This window comes from Streptomyces sp. APSN-46.1 (assembly GCF_022815725.1).
Classification (GTDB): Bacteria; Actinomycetota; Actinomycetes; order Streptomycetales; family Streptomycetaceae; genus Streptomyces.
This window is the reverse complement of sequence record NZ_JALGRF010000001.1, coordinates 828801-846528: the sequence shown is the minus strand read 5'-3', so window position 1 is coordinate 846528 and position 17728 is coordinate 828801. Positions and strand designations below refer to the sequence as shown.

Below are 17728 nucleotides of genomic sequence, written 5' to 3'. Positions count from 1 at the left end.
CATCGGCGGCGGGAAGCCGCAGGCGAAAAGGAGCCGACATGAGACGCTGGCGCGGCAATGCGACGTGGGTATCGGTATCGGTAGGGGTGGCAGCGGTACTGGGGCTGGCGGCGTGCTCGCCGACGGAGCCGGCGCCCTCCGAGACGACCGGACGGCCCCCGGCCCCCACCGGCAAGCCCTCCCCGTCCGGCAAGCCCTCCCCCTCCGGGACCACGGGCCACGGCGGGCCGGAGCCCATCGTCCGGGCGGGGGTGCCGTGGAACCTCGACCGCCTCGACCAGCGCACCGGCCCGTTGAACGGGAAGTTCACCTCGCACGCCGACGGCAGCGGGGTGCACGTGTACGTGATCGACACAGGGCTGGAGGCCGGACACGCGGAGTTCGGCGGCCGCGCCACGCTCGGCGCCGACTTCATCGGCGCACCGGACGCCGGTGACTGCGCCGACGGCGGCGGACTGGGTCACGGTACGTTCGTGGCGGGCATCATCGGCGGCAAGACGTACGGCGTCGCCCCGCGCGCCGAGATCGTTCGGGTCCAGGGGATCGCGTGCGAGGAAGGCAGCGCGGGGCACACTACGGACGTCTCCCCGGGCGCCGGCGCTCTCCCGGCTCCGACCGCCGCCGAAGTCTCCATCGTCAAGGCCGTGGAGTGGGTCACCGCCCACGCGCGCCGCCCGGCCGTGGTGAACATGTCCCTCAACCTCAAGAACCGCTCCGCCGCCGTCGACGCCGCCGTAGGACGCCTGATCGACTCGGGGATCCCCGCGGTCGTCGCGGCGGGGAACTTCAACGACGACGCCTGCGGCCACTCCCCGGCAGGCGTCCGCGGCGCGATCGTCGTCGCGGCCTCCACCGCCGGCGACCGCCACTGGAGCGACTCGGAAGGATACGGCTCCGGATACGGACGGTGCGTGGACCTCTACGCGCCCGGCGAGAAGATCACCTCCGCGCTGGCCGGCGGAGGCACCGTCACCGACGAGTCCAGCGCCACCTCGTGGGCCACCCCGCACGCGACGGGCGTGGTCGCCCTCTACCTCTCGACGCACCCCGCCGCGACGCCCGCCCAGGTCCGCACCTGGCTCACGGGACAGGCCGTGCGCGACGTGCTGACCGGGGTCCCGGCCCAGACCCCCAACCGGCTCCTGAACACCGGAGGTCTGTGACCTCAGGGCCGTGCGTGCTCCGCCAGCAGGTCCAGGAACGCCGTCGTGAGCGGATCGGGGTGCGGTCGCGCGTACGCCGCCAGCACCCTGGTGACATGCGGTTCCGGGTGGAGCAGGTGTCCGGCGAAGCCCTCCGGGACCAGGTTGGCGGGGACCAGGGTCGGGCCGAGGCCGGCCGCCGCCAAGAGGGGGGCGGCCGCCGTCTGTTCGGTGCGTACCGCCGTACGCGGCCGGAATCCCGCCCGCTCGCAGGCCTGGTCCAGGATCTCGGCGAGGCCGTTACCGGGGGCGAAGTGCACCCAGGCACGCCCGGCCAGCGCCCCGAGTTCCACCCGCCCGTCGCCGTCGGCCGCCACCGGATCGCCGGCGGCGACGGCCACCACGAACCGCTCGGTGCCGAGCGTGCGCACGGGCCCCGACCAGTCGCCCGGCACCGGTCCGACCGCCAGGTCCGCCCGGCCCGCGGCCATCGCGGCGAGCAGCGCGTCCGCGTGCGCGAACTCCACCAGCCTGACCCGGACATCAGGATGGCGCCGGTGCCAGATCCGCAGGACGGGCGGCAACACGCCCAGGGTGATCGAGTAGACGGTGGCGAGCTGGATCTCACCGCCGACGAGGCCCGCCGCGCGGCGGGCGGCCGCGCCGGCCCGCTCGGCGTCGGCGAGCGCGGCCCGGGCGTGCGGGAGCATGGCCCGCCCCATCGGGGTGAGGCGCACCGCGCGCGGCAGCCGCTCCAGCAGGGGGCCGCCCGCGCTCCGCTCCAGGGCCTGGATCTGCTTCGAGAGGGCGGGCTGGGTGACGTGCAGCAGCTCGGCGGCGCGGGTGAAGGAACCGCTGTCCACGACGGTGGTCAGGTATTCCAGCTGTCGCAGCGTGATCATTCCTCCAGGTTATCGCGATGATGAAGAGGATGCCTTGGACGCATGGGCGGCCGGGGGCGCAGGGTGTTCACCACGGGCCGCTGCCACCGCACCGGCCCGGGCAACCCCGTAGCCCCTTCGGGGGCCGAGAGTTGAAGGACCATGCACCATGAGTACGGTCAGCATCCCCAAGGAAAGCCTCGATCTCGACGGACAGCGGATCATCGTCGTCGGCGCCGGCTCGCACATCGGACGGCACCTGGCGCGGGCCGCCTCCGCCGCCGGAGCCGAGGTGGTGCTGGCCGGCCCCTCCATGGCGAAGCTGGAGGCCACAGCGGCCACCCTGACCGGTCCCGCCGCCGGCCTCCACCACGTCGATCTCGGCGACGAGGAGTCCATCGCGACCCTCGCCGCGGGGGTGGGCGCGTTCGACCACCTGGTCTCCACCGCCGCCATGCCCGCCAACGGGCCGGTGGCCACGCTGGAACTCGCCTCCGTGCGACGGGCGTTCGATGCCAAGGTGATCGGGCCGCTGCTGCTCGCCAAGCACCTGGCCGGGCAAGTGCGCCCCGGCGGCTCCTTCACCTTCTTCTCCGGAGTCGCGGCCTGGCGGCCCGCACCCGAGCGGGTGGTGATGGCCACCACCAACGGTGCGCTGTCCTTCCTCGTCGAGGCCCTCGCCGTGGAACTGGCCCCGGTGCGCGTCAACGCGGTCTCGCCCGGCATCGTCGACTCCGGAGCCTGGGACGGGCTGGGCGACGACAAGGACTCCTTCCTGGAGCACGTCGCCGCGCGCAACCCGGCCCGCCGGACGGGCACCCCCGACGACCTGGTGCGGGCGGTGCTGTACGCCACCGGGGCCCGGTTCGTCACCGGCACCGTCCTGCACGTCGACGGCGGCGGCCGACTCGCCTGATCTGCTGACGCGCTGACGGGCCCTCACGGCTCGGCCGCCGCCAGGGATGCGCGAGACCGCGCCTTCGCGGGTGATCAGCGGTGATCAGGGGTGATCAGCGGACGGAGGCGGCGCCCGCCGTGAGGCCGGCAAGGTGCAGGGCGCGTTGCATGGCCGGCAGGTCCCGGTCGCACTCCTCGCCGCCGCCGAAGTCGCTGACCAGCGACTCCAGGGTGTCGGCGGCCAGCCGGTAGTTCTCCGCCGCCTCCAGGAGGGCCGCCGCGGTGCGGTCGTCGACCGGGTGGGGACCGTGATCGACGGCGGTGACCATCGTGAGCGCCTCCTCGCGCTCAACGAAGCGGCTCATGCCGCAGTCCAGGCCGTCGTCCCCCAGGCCCTCGGGGTACGGGGCGCGCGCCCAGGCCCCGTTCTCGTACCAGTAGACGCAGCCCAGTTCCCAGCCTTCGAGCAGCCCGCGCAGGGTCTCGTACGGCAGCCAGTCCGGGCCCTGCGCCAACATGTCGATGGCGGGCTCGTGCCACTTGACGCCGCTCGACTCGTCCTCGCCGTACAGCACGTAACGGCCCTCGCCCAGCCGGGACATGGTCCACCAGGTGCAGCCGCTGTCGTCGAGGTGGAGCCCGGCTACGTCGATCCAGTGGCCGGTGCGGTGGATTCCGTGGCCCTCCGCCTCGGTGGTCGCCTCCAGTGCGGCGACCAGCGCCCACCGCGCCCACAGCACCTCTGCTGCCGGCAGGTCACCAGGGAGCCCCGGTCGGTGAATCGTCATGCCCGCTCTGCCTCTCATGCCGGTGCACCGGTGCCGGCGCGCTGACCGCGTTGACCATCGACCAGGTTGACCTGCGCGATCGTACAGCCGTCCGGGGTCGGCGGAATCGGTTCTGCTAGCCTCGCCCGCCGCTGTGCGCACGGCGCGGACCGGGACGGCCCGGAGCCTCACCCTCGGTACGGGAGGACTTGCGGACACGACCTGGTGGGAAGACCTCAGTCCGAGTCCCGCGGGACCGTCGTCATGCGCCGTACGGACTCCACCACCGCCGCCCGGTGGCGGGCCAGTCGCTCGGGCGGCCAGCCGGTGTTTCCGTCGCCGGCCGCGGGGCCGGCCATCGCGCCGAACCAGGCCTGGGACAGTCCCAGCACCAGCGTCAGGACGTCGGCGGGGTCCATCGACGCGTCGATGCGGCCCTCCCGCTGCGCCTGCTCCACCCGCGCGATCTTGGCGCGGTAGGACTCGGCCTCCACATCCGTCGCCCCCGGGCGCTCCAACTGCTTCCACAGCACGAGCCGCATCAGGGCCGGCCGCGCCACGAGGTGGTCGAAGATCGCGCCCGCGTAGCCCGGCAGGTCGTCGGCGTTGAACGGCACGGATTCCGAACCCGTCTCCAGTGCGCGCTGGAGCACGGCGTCGAAGAGTTGTTCCTTGTTGCCGAAATAGACGTAGATCAGTCGCTTGTTCGCCTGCGCGGTCTCGGCGATGCGGTCGACCCGCGCGCCGGCGATGCCGTACGTCGCGAACTCGGAGAACGCCGCGTCGAGCAGGCGTGCCTTGGTTGCGCTGGAATCCCGTGCCATGACCGGCAGCCTAGCAAGTAACTATCTGGTTATTGACATCGACGCGAGGCGGGTGCATGGTTGACCTATCCAGTTAGTTACATACCCCCGATCAACCTTGAGGAGAGCACCATGGAGATCCGCGCACTGGGCGGCCACGGACTGAAGGTCGGCGCCGAGGGCCTCGGCCTGATGGGTATGAGCGCCCACTACGGAGCCACCGACGAGACCGAGTCGCTCGCCACCATCGACCGCGCCCTGGAGCTGGGCGTCACCCTGCTCGACACCGCCGAGGGCTACGGCCCGTTCCTCAACGAGCGGCTCCTCGGCAAGGCCCTGGCCGGCCGCCGCGAAGCGGCCGTGATCGCCACGAAGACCGGCATCGAGTTCACCGACGAAGGTGCCTTCCGCGGCCACAACGCGACCCCCGAGTACATCCGCCGCTCCGCCGACCGCTCGCTGCGCCACCTCGGCACGGATCACATCGACCTGTACTACCTGCACCGCGTGGACCCGAACGTGCCCATCGAAGAGAGCATGGGCGCCATGGCCGAGCTCGTCGCCGCCGGCAAGGTCCGCCACGTCGGCCTGTGCGAGGCCGCGCCCGCGACCATCGCCCGCGCCCACGCCGTCCACCCGCTCGCCGCTGTACAGACCGAGTACAGCCTCTTCGAGCGCGGCATCGAGTACGACGGCGTCCTCGACACCCTGCGCGAGCTCGGCGTCGGACTCGTCGCCTACTCGCCCCTCGGCCGGGGGTTCCTCTCCGGCGCGATCACCACCCCGGACGACTTCGCGGCGGACGACTTCCGGCGTACGGACCCCCGCTTCCAGGGGGAGAACTTCGACCGCAACCTCGCCGTCGTCGAGCAGGTCCGCCGCCTCGCCGCCGACAAGGGCGTCACCCCCTCGCAGCTCGCCCTGGCCTGGACGCTGCGCCAGGGCGCGGTGCCGATCCCGGGCACCAAGCGCCGCCGCTACCTGGAGGAGAACATCGCCGCCACCGCCGTGACGCTCACCGACGCGGACCTGGCCGCCATCGACGCCGTGGCCCCGCACGGCGTGGTCTCGGGCGACCGTTACGCCCCCGAGTTGATGGCGTCACTGAACGGCTGACCGGGCCCGTGGTTGGATGACCGTATGCCGCTCGACGACTACGGTGTGCTGTCCGGAACCCTGCACCGCCACTTCCGCGACCAGCCCGACACCCTGGGCCGCTGGTTCCACGTCAACCTGGAGGTCGACGCGCCCGCCGGCCGCTACCGGTGCGCCGTCGACGTGGACAGCAAGCAGTCCACCACGGGAGTGCGGTGGAAGGTCCTCACCCTCGCGGCGTCCGTCCTCGACCCGGCGTCCGCACTGCCACCGGGCTACCACGACCTCGCCCGTACGTCGGGTTCGGGCGCGATCGACTACCTGCGCCACCCGGCCCTGCGGGACCGGACCGGATGCGCGGTCGCCTGGCTGCGGAGGATCCTCGACCGGCTGAGCCCCCCGCACCCGTGGATCGCGGGCTCCTACCTGGAGGCCTCGCAGGCGCTGGAGCCCATCCTCGTGCCGGGGAGGCAGATCCTCGTCTTCGGCGAGCCGTTCGACCGTGGCCGCCTCGGCATGCACAACATCCACCAGAACCAGGGCGACCCGTACGGCAGCCAGTGGTGGGACGAGAACGGCACCTGGCAGGACGGTGCGACGATGACCCGCAGGGCCGACGGTCAGTACGACGTGTTCCTGTCCAAGTTCTCCACCCAGGCGGAGGCGACGGACGCCGAAGGCCACCCGCTCGCTCCTGCTCCCGCTCCCGCTTAGCGCGGTGTGGAACGGGGCGGGAACACGGGCGCGGCGGGTGCGGGCCCCAGGGTGGTCGTGCCGGGCGCCGCGCGATGGCCCAGGCCCGTCCGGTACGCGTCCAGGGCGGCCTCGACCCGGCCCGTACGCCGCAGCAGGTCACCCAGCAGCCGGCACAGATCGGCGAGGTCGCCCGTGGCTCCGCTGCGTTCCAGCAGGGCCAGAGCCTGTACGTAGTGCTCCTCGGCGGCATCGGCGTCCCCACACTCCTCGGCGATGAGGCCGAGGAGCCGGTGCGCGCCGCCCGCGTGCACGGCGCCGTGGCTGTCCCCCAGGTCCAGCAGCGCCGACAGGAGGCCGGCCGCCTCCTCGGCCCGCCCCAGCCGGCGCAGTACGTCGGCGAGCTCGATCTCCACCTGAGCGGTGTACAGGGCGGCGCGCTTGGCCGCCAGCATGCCCCGGGCGGTGCGCAACTCCCCTTCCGCCGAGGCGAGATCACCGTTCTGGGCCTGGATGTACCCGCGCATCCAGTGGCAGTGGGCCAGGTCGGTCCGCTGCCTCAACTGCCGGTAGACCGCCTGGGCTTTAGCGAGGGAGGCGTCGGCATCGGCCGCGCGGCCCTCGGCGAGGAACGTCCGGGCGACCTGCCGGTGCATGCCCGCGACCAGCGCCGGATCGCTGACCTGCGGAGCCAGCGCGAGCGCGAGCTCCGCGGCGTGGGCGGCCCGGGCGTGCGCCCCCATGTCCATGTACGGCCCGATGACGGCGGCGTAGAGCAGCACCAGCGCCTCGGGATCGGCCAGTCCACCGGCGTTGAGCTCGTCGATGGTGGATTCGAGGAGATAACAGGCGTAGCGCAGCTCGCCGGCGAGCAGGTGCGCGACGGCGCGGCCCCGGATCGGGCGGGCCCGGCGGGGGAGCGGCTCGTCGCCGAGTAGCAGCTCAGCCGCCTCGAAATGCCTTATGGCGTCGGAGAGTTCGCCCGCCTCCAAGGCGCAGTCGCCGAGCCCGAGCAGTGACTCGGCCTGTTCCGTGGCGAGGCCGAGGTGTTCCGCGTCGGTGAGGAGGCGCCGGTAGCGGACGGCGGCCTCGTCGGCGGCGCCGACGGCGAGCGCCCGCTGTGCGTCGGTCAGGCCCAGCCGCAACTCGGTGGCCAGGTGGGCGGGGCGTCCGGTGGCCAGCTCCTCGTACGAGGTGCCGAGGCGCTCGGCGAGGAAGCGCAGGGCGGTCTCGGAAGGCCGGACCTTGCCCGACTCCAGAGTGGAGATGTACGCGGGGGTGTAGGCGGGGTCCGCCAACTGCCGTTGTGTCAGGCCACGTTCGGCACGCATGCGCTGCACCCGACGGCCGATCTCGGCCGGTTCGTCCATGAAAGCCCCCTCGTTGCTCCAACTCCCCATGATGCAGGGGGAGCTGCCCATTGCGTGCGCCCCACGCGGCATCTAATTTAAGCACTCGCATCAGCCTGCTTACACATCCACTTAACTTCCTGTCGCAGGGGGCAACTTCATGGAACCGACCATCCGCCGCGCCCTGAGCGGAGCCGTCGCGGCGGCCTGCGCGGCCGCCGCACTCCTGACCGCCGGGCCCGTCGCGGCCGATCCGGCGCCCGCACCGCCGAGCGCCCGGGTGAAGGTCGAGATACCGGGGCCGGAGCACGGCGATGACGCCGGATCCGGCTACACCCGGGTACCCGCCGCCGGGCGGGCGAAGGCCGCGCCCCGGCTCTCGGAGGCCGAGCGGGTGGCCGACGGCGATGTCACCAAGATGATCGACAACGGCTCCACCGCCGATCGCCTGGACGTCGTCGTCATCGGTGACGGCTACACCGCCGCCGAACTGGACCGGTTCCACGCCGACGCCCGGCAGAAGTGGGCCGAGGTGGCGGCCGTCGAGCCGTACACGACGTACCAGAACCTCTTCAACGTGTGGACGGTCGACGCCGTCTCCCACGACTCCGGAGTCTCCGGCGACCCCGATCCGGCCGCCGTGCGCGACACCGCACTCGGCTCGTACTTCTGGTGCGAGGACATCGAGCGGCTGCTCTGTATCGACCAGCCCAAGGTGGACGCGTACGTGGCGAAGGCGCCGGCGGCCGACCTGGTGATCGTGCTGGCCAACAGCGCCAAATACGGCGGGGCCGGCTACAACGAGCCCAGCGCCACCCTTGGTTACGAGGGCATTTCGACCGCCTCGGCCGGCAACGCGAAGTCCGGCCAGGTCGTGATCCACGAGACCGGCCACTCCCTGGGCAAACTCGCCGACGAATATTTCTACCCCGGCCTGCCGGACTACGAGAAGTACACCGGCCCCGAGCCCGCCGACTCCAACAGCACCACGCTGACCGCCGACCGGATGACCCGCGAGCGGGCCAAGTGGTACCGCTGGCTGGGCGAGGAGTCGCCCGACGGGGGCACGGTCGGCGCGTACGAGGGCGGCGGCTACTACGTGACCGGGCTGTACCGGCCGACCGACAACTCGATCATGCGGGTGCTGGGCAAGCCCTTCAACCTGCCCGGCACCGAGGCGATGATCGCGGGCTTCGCCCGCCACGCGAAGCTCGCCACGCCACTCACCCCGACCGACCGGACCCTGCGGCCGTGGCACACCGCGCAGGTCTCCGTACCCCGGCTGGCCGCCGCCGACGGACGGCAGCTCGTGGTGCGCTGGTTCCTGGACGGCAGGGAGCTGAAGCGGTTCGAGGGCCGGACCGAGGTGCGGGTGGCGGAGCTGTGGCTGCTCGACCTCCGCACGCACAAGCTGACCGTCACGGCCGAGGACCGCACCCCGTCGGTGCGCGACCCGAAGATCGCCCGGAGCCTGCGGTCCACGATCGACTGGAGCGTCCGCCTGTAGTCCGTGTCGTAGCGCCGCCTGTCCGCCGGGCGCCGCTTGTAGTAGCTTGCGGCCATGGAACAGCGGGTCAGCCTGATCACCCTGGGTGTCGCGGACGTGGTGCGTGCGCGCACGTTCTACGAAAGCCTGGGCTGGCGGGGCCAAGAGGTCGAGGAAACGGTGTTCTTCCAGGCGGGCTGCCTCGCGCTGGTCCTGTGGAGCCGCGAGAAGCTGGCGCGCGACTGCGGCATAGACGACGAGCGGGGGGCGGCCGGCTTCGGCGGGATCGCCCTGGCGTACAACGTACGGTCCGAGGCGGAGGCCGACGAGCTCATCGAGGCGGCGCGGCGTGCCGGAGGCACGGTCACCCGGCCCACCGCGCCGACGTTCTACGGCGGTTACGCGGGCTGCTTCGCCGACCCCGACGGACACGTGTGGGAGATCGCGTACAACCCGGGCTTCACACTCGCCGAGGACGGCTCGCTCATCCTCCCGGACTTCGGCTCGTCGTAGCGCCGCCGGCTGCGGGCCTCGTCCGGCTCAATTCGTCGCAGGCCGCGCGGAGTTCCCGTTAGGGTCATCGGATGATCGAGATTCGACACGCCGGACCGGATGACGGGGACGCGCTCGGTGAGATCCATGCCGCCGCCTGGGAGGCGGCCTACGCCCCCTTCTTCAAGCCCGAGTTCGCCGCGCGGGCCGTCCAGAGCCGGCGTACCCGATGGCACGAGCGGATCGCGGAGGGGCGGGGGACGATCCTGCTCGCCGCAGTCGATGGCCGCCCGCTGGCGCTGTCCGTCTTCGTCCCCTCCGCGACCCGGCCGGGTCTGGCCGAGATCCACACCTTCTACGGCCACCCCGACGGCTGGGGCAGCGGCGTCGCCGGGGCGTTGATGACCGAGACGCTGCGCCGCCTGCGTGACGGCGGATACACCCGAGTGCACCTGTGGACCTTGCGCGACACCCCGCGCTCCCGCCGCTTCTACGCCAGGAGCGGCTTCACCGAGTCCGGCGCCGCGCGTCCCTTCGACTTCGGCGACGGCCACCCGCTCGACCAGGTCGAATACGAACGCGCCTGCTGACCGCTGCCCGGGGCCTGCCGTGTGCCCGCTGTCAGGGCGTGCCCGGGCAGCTGAGGTGGTCGGCGGTCACGGGGGCGCCTTCGGCGACGTTGCGGTCGTACGTGACCCTCTTGACCGTGACGGGTCGCGTGCCGACGGCGACGTCGAAGGCGGCGCCGTGTCCCGGGACGACCCGCAGTTGGGATCCGGGGAGGGCTGCCGCGAGGGTGGCCGCGTCGTCCTCCCGCCCGGCGGCGTGGCTGATGACCGGCGGGCCCTCGGGCCGCGCGGGCGGGGCGGACTTCGAGGTGTCGGTGACGACGAAGCCGTTGCCGCGCAGGGCCGCGGCGACGGCGGCGTCGTCCACGCGGACGGCGATGCCGGCGGGGTTGGTGCGGGCCGGTGTTTCCGGGGCGGGCTGGATGCGGGTGTCGCCGGTGATCGGGCGGTCCTCGGCCAGGGCCTTCCACAGCGCGTCGGAACGGGACTTGTGCCAGAGCAGCGTGGAGCCCACGCCGGGCACTCGGTGGTCGAAGACGCTGATCGGGACGGTGGCGAACTCGGTCCGGTCGGAGGACAGCCGGCCGAGTGCCCAGCCGATCCGCACCAGGTCGTCCAGGCCGGTACGCTCGTCGGTGCGCACGGACTTCAGCAGGGCGCGGGCCGTGCGCGCCGTGTTCACCGGCCCGGACAGGGCGCCCTCGGCGGTGAGCCGGGCCAACAGATCGGTCACCACGCGCTGTTGGCGGCGGACGCGCCCGAGGTCCCCCGGCCGGTTGATGTGCCGGGCCCGGACGTAGCGCAGCGTTTGATTTCCGTTGGTGTGGTGCGTGCCCGCGGTGATGTCGAGGCCGGAGTTCTCGTCCTTGAGGGGCTTGTCCGTGCACACCGTGGCGCCCCCGAGGTTGTCGACCGCCTGCTCGAAGCCGGTGAAACCGGTCTCCAGGTAGTGGTCGATGTGCAGCCCGGTGGCCTTCTCGACGGTGCGCACGGCCAGCGGGCCGCCGCCGACCGCGTACGCTCCGTTGATCTTGCCGACGCGGGCGGGGCTGGCGTCCCCGGCGTACTCGACGTACGAGTCGCGCGGGATCGAGACGACGCTCGCGCGCCGCTGGTCGGCGGACAAGTGCAAGAGCATCATCACATCGGTGCAGTTGCACCCCTTGCCGCCCACGTGCAGCCGGTTCTTCTCGGCCGACGAGAGCCCGGTGCGGCTGTCGACACCGACGACCAGGATGTTGGTGCCGCGGCCGAGGCCGCCCCCCGGTGGACCGTCCGCCGACGAGAGGGCCTGCGCCGCGCCCAGGCAGGAACCGCAGGCGAGGGTGGCCACAAGAGAGAGAACCACGGCGGAACGGCGCATCACAAAGCCCCCTTAATCAGGACAAATCGCAGTCAAGAGCAGAAGGTACTGCGTGGGTGAGCGCAAGGAGGGGCTACACGCCCGGAGTCGTGGCCGGCGCCCCGTAGTAGGCGGCCAGATTGTCGGTGGCGGGCCGGTCGCGGCCGGCCGGCCCCCGCGCGAACGCCCCCAGGACGTTCGCGGTGACGGTGCGCGTGAACCGCGCGGCCCGGTCGTCCAGGCCGTGATTCACCTTGGGCCGGCCGGGACCGCTCGCGTCGAGGGCCTCGACCCAGCGCATCGTGCCCGTGCAGAACACCCCCGCCCCGCCGGCCGACGAGAAGTAGACCGTATCGGCGTGAGAGGGGCGGCCTTTGCGGACCACCGGCGAGTGCGCGAGGATTTCGATCGGCCGCGGGGTCGGATGAGCCGTGTTCACCCGGTCGTACTCCACGCCCACCAGGTGGGGGAAGGAATCGCCCAGCCGTGCCCCCGTGCCCGTCAGAAGCCAGTGGTCCGGGTTCGACACCACGTACGGCGCGTCCACCGGATAGCCGTCGTAGATCACGCCGAGCAGCGAACTCTCGGGATCGGGCGCCGGCGCGCGCCGGAAGTCGTTCGTCGGGGGACTGCCGCGCCGAAAGCCCGGATCCTGGGCGTAGTCCTCCTTGTAGCAGACCACGATCCGGTCCGGGCCCACGGCGGACGGCTCGAAGCGGACGCGCCGGTAGCAGCAGTTGGCGCCGAGCACGGCCAGGTTCGTCCCCGCGTCGCGCGCCGCGCCCACATGGCGCCGCTGCTCGGGGCTCCAGTACTCGTCGTGCCCCAGCGAGACCATCGCCGCCGCCCCGCACAGCAGCGCCGGATCACCGGCCACATCCACCCCCGTGGCATAGGCCAGCGGGAGCCCCATCCGCTCCGCCAACGCGATCACAGGGGCTTCGTAGACGAGGAACTGGCCGGCGCCCTGCCCGCCGCCGTACGGACGGTCGAAGGTGACCTGGAGGGCGCGCGAGGCCTTCTTGCCGTTGGTGCCCTTGTACAGATCGGTACCGCCCCAGCGGTTGTACGCCTGCCAGGTGGCGACCGAATTCACCACGACCGTCCGGCCGGTGGCGGACGGGCTGCGGACGGTGACGGGTACGAAGCGCTGCGCCCGCCCGTCCTGGGCGTCCAGGCGCAGCAGATAGCTGCCCTCCGGCCAGCCGGACGTGTCCACCTCCGCCGTCCGCCGCCATTGCGCCCACGCCATCCGCGTACCGGGTTCGAGCCGGGCGGGAGCCTGGCGCAGGCCCGGCAGGGCACGCGAGCGCCAGACGAGGCGTGCCCTGGCTCCGCCGTACCAGCCCATCCTGTACGCCGAGACGGTGTAGGAGGCGGACGTCGTCGAGACCCGCAGCGCCAGCACCTCACCCGCGCGCACGCTGGGCCGGTCGGCGAACCCCTCGATGGCCCGCGCCGGGCCGGCGTGGGTGATCCGCCAGTCGGGAGACCCCGGGAGGGCGTTCTCGGCACGCACATCGAGCCCGCACCCCGGCGGCACACTCCCGCGCCGATCCTCCCGAGCCTCTCGCGGCTGTGCCGCCGAAGCAGCAGTACCGATCCCCGCCTGCGAGGCCGCGACGGCGGCGGCGAGCCCCAGAACGCGCCTGCGCCCCGGTCCGCCGCGGTGCGCCCCGGCCTCACCCGGAACTCCCTGTTCCATTCCGTGCGCCATCACGTCACCCTCGGCCGAACCGGATCCATGGGTTTCCGTTCTAACCCATCGGCCCCGGCCGTCCCCGCAGGCCGGCGCGCCCGGCGTGGCCGACGCCTCGGCTACGTGCCGGGCTTGCGACCGTAGACGTACACGTCCTCACCGTTCTTGAGCAGGTTCCAGTACGCCTTGGCGTCGGCGGACCGCATGTTGACACAGCCGCCGGAACCGGGCGGGTTCCACACGCTCTTGTCGACCGAGTGGAAGGCGATGCCGCCGTCGAAGAACTGGGAATACGGCATACGGACGTGGTAGATCGTCGACCAGTGGTTGATGCTGCGGTAGTAGATCTTCTTCAGGCCGGTGCGGGTCTCGGTGCCGTCCTTGCCGGTGCGCACCGGGACCGGACCGTAGACGAGCTTCCCGCCGTCCTGGACCCAGCTGAGCTGGCGGGTCAGGTCCACGCAGGCGATCCGCCCGAGGTGGGTGGGGCATTTCCCCTGCCGGTTGGGGGTGCTGCCGGCCGCCCGCTGCTCCAGCATCGTGTTCATCGTGCGCCAGGTGAGCGGGCCCGCGTACCCCGCCGTCGGGGTGATGCCGTGGGTCGCCTGGAACGCCCTGATGGCGCCGCAGTCGGCCGCCGACTGCCACCCGTCGACGGGCCGTCCCAGAAACCGCTCGACCTGCCGCTGATACGGCCCGGTGGTCACGTTGCAGGAAGCGGCCTGTGCCGCCCCGCCCCCGGCGACCACCAGCGGCGCCGCCAGCGCCACCGCCCCGCCGACCACTGCCGCTGCCCGTCGCCTCGTACGTATCCGCATGGAATTCACGTCGGCCTCCCGAGTCAGTTCTTCCCTGTCGGGACCCGGAACGTGCCGAAGACCGGGGCGAGTTGGAGCCGGACCTCCGTAAATCCCCTCGTACCAATGCCGTAGGGGCATTGAAGGCATTGAAGTCCGCCCGCTCTGTCCACCGACCGGTGGACTCCGGGTTCCACCGGCAGGGCGTGTCGGGCGGCACCCCCCGCCGACCAGGATCACAGGCATGAAACAACTCCCCGTACTCATGGCCCGATGGAGCGCCCGGCACCCGTGGCGCGCGATCACGATCTGGCTGGTGTTCGTCGTCCTGTGCCTCGGCGGCGGAATCGCCGCCGGCACCCGCCAGGCCACCGTGGAGGACTTCCGCGTCGGCGAAGCGGGACGCGCCGAAGCCATCGCGGCGGACGGCGGCCTGGAGCGCAGGCCCACCGAATACGTCTTACTGTCCGACCGTACGGGCGCCCCCGCCGCGGCCGAAGCCCACGCGGCGGCCCAGGACCTCTCCGCGCGGATGCGCCGGCTGGCCCAGGTCGACAGCGTGGCGCCCCCCGTCCGCTCGCGGGACGGCAAGGTCCTGATGGTCTCCGTGGTCCTCAAGGGCCCGGAGCTGGACGGCAGGAAGAACGTGGGCCCCCTGCTGGAGGAGACGGACCGGGTGCGGGCCGCCCACCCGGCTCTGGTCGTGGAGGAGACCGGATCCCCCGCGATCAGTAAGGGAGTCAACGAGCAGCGCGGCGAGGACCTGGCGCTCTCCGAACGGCTCACCCTGCCCGTCACGCTCGTCACCCTGCTGGTGGTCTTCGGCTCGGTGGTCATGGCCGGCGTACCGCTGCTGCTCGCGCTCTCCTCGATCGCCGCGGCCCTGGGGCTCTCGATGCTGGCCTCCCACCTGCTGCCCGACGCGGGCGTGGGGACCAACATGATCCTGCTCATCGGACTGGCCGTCGGCGTCGACTACTCGCTCTTCTACCTGAAGCGGGAGCGGGAGGAACGGGCCCGTGCCCGGGGGCGGATCAGCTCGGAAGCCCTCGTCGAAATGGCCGCCGCGACCGCGGGGCGGGCCATCGCCGTATCCGGCCTCGCCGTGATCGTCTCGACCGCCACCCTGTACCTCGTCTCCGACGTGATCTTCTCCTCGCTGGCCACCGGCACGATCCTGGTCGTGGCCGTCGCCGTGGCAGGCTCGCTCACGGTCCTCCCCGCCCTGCTGGTCACGATCGGTCGGCGTACCGAGCGGCGCGACGAACGCCGGTCCGGCCGGCGGCCCCGGTTCGGCCGACGGGTCCGCCGCGACCGCGACCAGGAGGGCGCCGAGGGCGCCGAGGACACCGGCCGGATCTCGCAGGCCCTGCTGGACCCGGCCCGCAAGCACCCCGTGGCCACGCTCTGCCTGGCCGTCCTCGCCCTGCTGGGGCTGGCCGCGCCGACGCTCGGCATGAAGCTGGTCGATCCGGGCCGGGACACCTTCTCCCGCGACATCCCGGCGGTCCGGGTGTACGACCGGCTGAACGAGGCCTTCCCCGAACTCACCACCGAACACCGCGTGGTCGCCCGGGCCACCCCCGAACGCTCGCCGCAGGTCCGCCAGGCCCTGGCCGACCTCGGGCGGCGCGCCCAGGCCGACCCGCTGTTCGTCCGCGACGGCGAACCGGAGATACGTACCTCCGCGGACGGCCGGATCCACGTCCTGCGGCTGGCCGTCCCGTACGCGGCGAGCTCCGCGCGGGGCCGGGCCTCGCTGGAACACCTCCGCCGGGATCACCTGCCCGCCACGGTCGGCTCACTGGCCGGGGTGGAGACGGCGGTGACCGGTGACGTGGCACGGGGGACGGACTACGTGGACCACGAGAGCCGCAAACTGCCCCTGGTCATCGCCGCCCTGCTGCTGGCCACCTTCCTCATGACCCTGTGGGCGTTCCGCTCGACGGTGCTCGCCCTGCTCGGGGTGGTACTCAACCTGCTGTCCGCCGGGGCCGCGCTGGGCGCCCTCGTCCTGGTCTTCCAAGGCACCTGGGCCGAGGGGCTGCTGCGCTTCGACTCCCTCGGGGCGATCGCCTCCCGGGTCCCGCTGTTCCTCTTCGTGATCCTCTTCGGCCTGTCGATGGACTACCAGGTCTTCGTGCTCAGCCGGATCAAGGAAGCGCGGGAGAGCGGGATGTCCGCCCGGGAAGCCGTCCTGCACGGCATCGGCCGGTCGGCCAAGGTGGTCACGAGCGCGGCGATCGTGATGGTGACGGTCTTCGGAGCATTCGTCGCCCTGCACCTGACCGAGATGAAGCAGATGGGCTTCTGCCTGGCGGTGGCGGTCCTGCTGGACGCCGTCGTGATCCGGCTGATGGTGCTGCCTTCGGCACTGCTGCTCCTCGGCGAACGCGCCTGGGGGTCCGGCCGGGGACCCGTCCCCGCAGCCGCCGGCAACACCGACCTGACGGGCATGCGGAAAGCCGGGACCGAAAGGCCGGTCGAAAACGTAGGCTGATGATCATGCTTCAGCGACCACAGCGCGGCGACCCGTTCTGGATCTGGCTGCTCCACTGGTGGGAGCGGGCGTCGTGGGCCGTCGTCGGCCTGTTGGCCCTGCTCACCGTCCTCGGGGACGCCCCGGCCCCGCAGAAGTGGGGGTCGCTCGCGCTGCTGTCCGTACTCGGACTCTGCGCCGCCGCCGTGCGCACCCGGCCGGGCAATCCGGTGCGCGGCGCCTACGCCTACCTGGCCCTCCTGGTCCTGTGCCTGGGCGGACTGGCCTGGCTCAGGGACGGCTTCGGGGTCCTGTACACCCTGGCGCTCCCGCAGTTCGTGGTCTTCGCCAACAGCCTGCGCCCCGCGATCGCCGCCGGCGGCCTGGGCGCGGCGGCGATCACCATCGGCGGCACCCTGCGCGAGGGCTGGGGCCTCGGCGTCCTCGCGACCAACACCGTCTCCTCTCTCGCCGTATGGGCGGTGGGGGTGCTGCTCGCGCTGATGACGCCCCGGGCGCTGGAGCTGCGGGACGAACGCGCCCAGCTGCGTGCGGAACTGACGGACGCCCAGGAGCGGCTGGCGGAGGCGCACCGGGTCCAGGGTGCGGCGGAGGAACGGGAGCGGCTCGCCCGGGAGATCCACGACACGCTGGCGCAGGGATTCGCGTCCATCATCGTGCTGGCCGAGGCGGCCCGCGGCGCGTTGGCCACCGACCCCGGCCGGGCCGCGCAGCAGCTGCTGTCCATCGAGAACACCGCGCGGGAGAACTTCACCGAGGCGCGGGTGCTGGTCGGCTCCGCGCCCCGCAGCGGCCTGGCTCCCGGCTCGGTCGCCACCACCCTGCGCCGGACCCTGGACCGGTTCGCCGAGGACACCGGGCTCGCCGTCACCGCGGAGCTGCCCGACGTCGCCTGTGACCAGCCGACCCGGATCGCCCTGCTGCGCTGCACCCAGGAATCGCTCGCCAACATACGCAAGCACGCGGCCGCCACCACCGTGGAGGTGGTCCTGGCCGCCCACCCGTACGGGGTGGAACTGGAGATCAGCGACGACGGCCGGGGCTTCGTGGTGGCGGACTCCCGCGGCTTCGGCCTCAACGGGATGCGTGAGCGCCTGGCCGAACTGGGCGGCGAACTGAGCGTCACGAGTTCGGTCGGCGACGGCACGCGCATCCTCGCCATGATCCCCGCCGACGGTTCAGGACTGACATGACCCGAGAGACCCGAGAGACCCGA

At 72.4% G+C, this 17728-nt stretch carries 16 protein-coding genes; 9 read left to right on the top strand and 7 right to left on the bottom strand.

The features are described 5' to 3' along the window. Positions 1 to 38: 38 nt before the first annotated feature. The gene (locus MTF65_RS03820) at positions 39 to 1163 is read left to right on the top strand and encodes a S8 family peptidase (RefSeq protein ID WP_243626760.1); all 1125 of its coding nucleotides are present in this window, start codon (positions 39 to 41) and stop codon (positions 1161 to 1163) included. A 2-nt stretch (positions 1164 to 1165) separates the two neighbouring features. Here the strand turns inward: MTF65_RS03820 and MTF65_RS03815 are convergent, their stop codons facing one another. Further along, on the bottom strand, positions 1166 to 2044 hold the full coding sequence (locus tag MTF65_RS03815; RefSeq protein WP_243626759.1) for a LysR family transcriptional regulator: 879 nt from the start codon (positions 2042 to 2044) through the stop codon (positions 1166 to 1168). Between the two features lie 148 nt (positions 2045 to 2192). Here MTF65_RS03815 and MTF65_RS03810 point away from each other — a divergent pair, with 148 nt between their 5' ends. Continuing rightward, a complete protein-coding gene (locus MTF65_RS03810; protein ID WP_243626758.1) occupies positions 2193 to 2939 on the top strand; it encodes an SDR family oxidoreductase in 747 nt (248 codons plus the stop codon). Between the two features lie 94 nt (positions 2940 to 3033). On the opposite strand, the gene MTF65_RS03805 is transcribed toward MTF65_RS03810, so the two are convergent. Beyond that, a complete protein-coding gene (locus MTF65_RS03805) occupies positions 3034 to 3708 on the bottom strand; it encodes a hypothetical protein (protein ID WP_243626757.1) in 675 nt (224 codons plus the stop codon). Between the two features lie 215 nt (positions 3709 to 3923). Then, positions 3924 to 4511 carry a TetR family transcriptional regulator gene (locus MTF65_RS03800; RefSeq protein ID WP_243626756.1) on the bottom strand — a complete coding sequence of 196 codons (588 nt, stop codon included), beginning with the start codon at positions 4509 to 4511 and terminating at the stop codon, positions 3924 to 3926. A gap of 111 nt (positions 4512 to 4622) precedes the next feature. Here MTF65_RS03800 and MTF65_RS03795 point away from each other — a divergent pair, with 111 nt between their 5' ends. Beyond that, a complete protein-coding gene (locus tag MTF65_RS03795) occupies positions 4623 to 5606 on the top strand; it encodes an aldo/keto reductase (RefSeq protein WP_243626755.1) in 984 nt (327 codons plus the stop codon). A 24-nt stretch (positions 5607 to 5630) separates the two neighbouring features. Then, a complete protein-coding gene (locus MTF65_RS03790) occupies positions 5631 to 6299 on the top strand; it encodes a DUF2278 family protein (RefSeq protein WP_243626754.1) in 669 nt (222 codons plus the stop codon). Here the strand turns inward: MTF65_RS03790 and MTF65_RS03785 are convergent. Continuing rightward, positions 6296 to 7648, bottom strand: a complete 1353-nt coding sequence (locus tag MTF65_RS03785) for a helix-turn-helix transcriptional regulator (protein WP_243626753.1) — start codon at positions 7646 to 7648, stop codon at positions 6296 to 6298. The genes MTF65_RS03790 and MTF65_RS03785 overlap by 4 nt on opposite strands. A 139-nt stretch (positions 7649 to 7787) precedes the next feature. Here MTF65_RS03785 and MTF65_RS03780 point away from each other — a divergent pair, with 139 nt between their 5' ends. The 3 genes from MTF65_RS03780 to MTF65_RS03770 all read left to right on the top strand — a co-directional run bounded on the left by MTF65_RS03780 (position 7788) and on the right by MTF65_RS03770 (position 10195). Then, the gene (locus tag MTF65_RS03780) at positions 7788 to 9134 is read left to right on the top strand and encodes a M64 family metallopeptidase (RefSeq protein WP_243626752.1); all 1347 of its coding nucleotides are present in this window, start codon (positions 7788 to 7790) and stop codon (positions 9132 to 9134) included. 54 nt (positions 9135 to 9188) lie between these two features. Next, on the top strand, positions 9189 to 9626 hold the full coding sequence (locus MTF65_RS03775) for a VOC family protein (RefSeq protein ID WP_243626751.1): 438 nt from the start codon (positions 9189 to 9191) through the stop codon (positions 9624 to 9626). 71 nt (positions 9627 to 9697) lie between these two features. After that, a complete protein-coding gene (locus MTF65_RS03770; protein ID WP_243626750.1) occupies positions 9698 to 10195 on the top strand; it encodes a GNAT family N-acetyltransferase in 498 nt (165 codons plus the stop codon). Positions 10196 to 10226: 31 nt separating this feature from the next. Here MTF65_RS03770 and MTF65_RS03765 read toward each other — a convergent pair whose 3' ends face one another. From MTF65_RS03765 to MTF65_RS03755, 3 genes are all read right to left on the bottom strand, one after another. Continuing rightward, positions 10227 to 11537 (bottom strand): LCP family protein, encoded by a 1311-nt coding sequence (locus MTF65_RS03765; RefSeq protein ID WP_243626749.1) that lies wholly within the window; start codon positions 11535 to 11537, stop codon positions 10227 to 10229. Positions 11538 to 11610: 73 nt separating this feature from the next. Continuing rightward, positions 11611 to 13035: a N,N-dimethylformamidase beta subunit family domain-containing protein gene (locus MTF65_RS03760; protein ID WP_243626748.1), complete on the bottom strand. Its 1425-nt coding sequence runs from the start codon at positions 13033 to 13035 to the stop codon at positions 11611 to 11613. Positions 13036 to 13334: 299 nt separating this feature from the next. Further along, positions 13335 to 14033, bottom strand: a complete 699-nt coding sequence (locus MTF65_RS03755; RefSeq protein ID WP_243627300.1) for a L,D-transpeptidase family protein — start codon at positions 14031 to 14033, stop codon at positions 13335 to 13337. Positions 14034 to 14256: 223 nt separating this feature from the next. On the opposite strand from MTF65_RS03755, the gene MTF65_RS03750 reads away from it, so the two are divergent. Together MTF65_RS03750 and MTF65_RS03745 are read left to right on the top strand one after the other, a co-directional pair. After that, on the top strand, positions 14257 to 16512 hold the full coding sequence (locus tag MTF65_RS03750) for an MMPL family transporter (RefSeq protein ID WP_243626747.1): 2256 nt from the start codon (positions 14257 to 14259) through the stop codon (positions 16510 to 16512). Between the two features lie 5 nt (positions 16513 to 16517). Then, a complete protein-coding gene (locus tag MTF65_RS03745; protein ID WP_243626746.1) occupies positions 16518 to 17705 on the top strand; it encodes a sensor histidine kinase in 1188 nt (395 codons plus the stop codon). Positions 17706 to 17728: the final 23 nt, after the last annotated feature.